Here is a 2,609-nt window from a genome sequence, read left to right on the forward strand (position 1 = left end):
AAACCCTCCCTCGTCGAAACCCCTCAGTCTGTCTCATGAGCCCTGACGGCGGACAAGAATCTGAAACACACGGGAAAAATGGGCTGCAGCGGCTGCGCACCCTGGCCACCCCTCTGTACGGTCCCTATGCCCCTGGTGTTGCCCTCCGGCAACAGGTGGGGGTGGCTCCGGGGCAGGGCGGGATGGCGCGGTGTGTCGGGTGCGCAACTCCTCTCAATCGCCGCAGGATGACCGCAGGCTGGCGTTGTGGGTTGCTCACCGACATGGATAGCCAATGCATGCTGACGCCTGTGTGTGAGCATCCTGCGAGCGCTGGTATCGGCGAAGGCAATGGTTCAGCGTTGCAGGATGAGGAGGCAGGCAGGCCAAGCGAACTGGCCGCACCGGGCTGCGTCTCGGGAGCTTGGTCTGGCAACCTGGCTTCGAGCGAGAACCGGTTACCATCAAGGGCAATAGCGTGGGAGGCGTAGCCCCCCACGCATGAGGGTTTAGGACACCAGCTGTCGCTGCCGTACGCTGCGCGTGAGGGTAGTCAGCGTTCCAAGCACAGCGATAGCAACCCCGAACAGAGCTGCCCCGCTGGGCAGAGGCACGGTCGTGACAGACACCGTCCGTAGCGCCAGGTCAGCAATAAGCTCATGGCCTGCAGCGGTCGGGTGAAGCTCATCCCAGAAAAGATGCTGATCGGGATCGCTGCAGACGGACGAAGCGGTCAGGCAGGGGGATGTCACGTTGGTGAAGCCATAAGCGGATGGGTTTCCCACCGCGCTTTGCAGCAAGCCGAAGGTGTCCAGATATTTGAGATCGATGCCGGAGAACAGACTGCCCGTCGCGTCCTCCAGAGCGGAGTTGTAAGCCTGTGCTATGGCCGTGCCGGCACCGGGCGCCGTGGTGTTGAGCGCAGGCGTCAACCCGAGATCGGGCAGCAAGCCCACGAGAACGTGCTTGGCGCCCTCCTGGACGAGCGTCCCGATCGCCCGGACTTCGGATGTCACAGCGTCTTCCAGCTTCGCCACCAGTTGATCAGCCGGCAGAGCACCGGTCGCCAATCCAGCGAGGGCATTGAGAACGTCGTTCGATCCGATCCACACGGCGTAGATAGCAGCGGCGTCGGCTTGGTTGCCGTGCTGGGCACTATAGGCTGCCACCTGCTGCTCGACATTCGGAATCGGGAGATTCAGCGGTACGGGGCTGCTGCGAGGAATGTCTGCCGACGTGGTCGCATAGCCGTAGGCGTAGTCCGTCCCGCCCTCGTTCGACGGTAGGAGCTGCCCAAGCCCGAGCTTGAGCGAGAGATCCTCGGCCCATGTCGGCCCATTGGAGAAGTGGCCACCCACATACGGGCTCGGAGGCACCAGGCCGCCGCTCACCGCGGAGACGTTCCCCGCGTCGGACAAGCTGTCACCGAACACGTACAGGGCGCTGTACGCGTAGGATGGCGCTGCGGAGACGGCGAGGCCCCCCGCGCCGAGCAACGCGACGGTCAACCTCCGGAAACGAACCGATAATGGCATGCGAATCTCTCCTCCCATAATTACGGCAAAGAAGGTTAGTGGCCTCGTGCACAGCGCGGAAGACGATCAGGCTCCTCCTGCAGCATTCTCGGACACTGACGCACCGGAGCACCGCGCGCTTGGCTAAGCCATACGCCTTTCTGGAGGCATCAGCGCACGGCGTCTAAGGCGAATCGTCTTGGGGGGCTCTCAAGGAATTCCAGCGTTTTCAGCGTTGGTTTTCCGAGGGATTCGGCGACTGGCAGCTTCCAGTAATTTCCCAGAACGCTGGTAAAATTAATGGCGTTGCTGTGCCGGCCGCAGGACGAGGCCTTCATGCGCACAAGGGACCTGCATTCAATTCAGGAGCACCACCATGAATCGCATTCTCGCCCTCGCGGGTATTCTCGCTACGCTGGCCGGGCCGGCTATGGCGGCGGCAACTTTGCTGCCGGCCAATGGTCTTTCGGGGACGTGCGCGGGATCGGAGGTGTCAGCTCCGTTCACAGCAACCGCGAACAGCGTCTTCAATCTCAGCGCCAAATTCGCGACGGGCGCCGCCGGCAAAGTCGGGTTGACGATGTCGACCGACGGCGGGCAGACCTTCGCGCCGATCTCCATTAATCAGCAGATCCTGTCCACAATCAGCGCCACCGACAGGCAAACCGCATCCAACATCGTCGGAGTGGATAGCCGCTTGGTGTACGCGCAGGACGCCACATCACAGTTCCGGGTGGAATGCGCTCTGACAAGCGGGACGGCGGCCTATAGCTCTTCTCCTGGGATTGGCCTGGGCGTCAGCTCGATTTTTACGCTCAACCACCCGGTGACGGACTATGTCAGATTTCGAGATGTGATCGCGTACACCACTGCCCAGGCGCAAACCCTGTATCAGGCCAAGTTCACGCCGATCTCTGCTGCCGATCTCGCCTCCATGAAGACCGGCTACCGGTTGGCGATCGTCTTCACACCGGGCGCAAACAATGCGCTCGTACCTAACATCGCCTATGTCACGCTGTCCCTTGACCCCTCGACGCCTCGGGCTCTCGCGCGTGACTTCCGCCTAGTGCACCGACTCAGACAGATGATTCAGGGCGAGTTTGGTCCTGATCGCGT

General features: G+C 62.1%; 2 protein-coding genes. One reads left to right on the plus strand and one right to left on the minus strand.

The features are described from left to right. Window positions 1-488: 488 nt before the first annotated feature. Entirely contained in the window at window positions 489-1,514 is a 1,026-nt protein-coding gene (locus tag P7D22_RS22750) for an SGNH/GDSL hydrolase family protein (RefSeq protein WP_319936529.1), read from the minus strand. Between the two features lie 355 nt (window positions 1,515-1,869). On the opposite strand from P7D22_RS22750, the gene P7D22_RS22755 reads away from it, so the two are divergent. Continuing rightward, window positions 1,870-2,609: hypothetical protein (locus tag P7D22_RS22755; protein WP_319936530.1), on the plus strand; the 740-nt coding region annotated here is incomplete at its 3' end.

The sequence above is a fragment of the Lichenihabitans sp. Uapishka_5 genome (assembly GCF_033947565.1).
In the GTDB taxonomy this organism is placed as follows: Bacteria; Pseudomonadota; Alphaproteobacteria; order Rhizobiales; family Beijerinckiaceae; genus Lichenihabitans.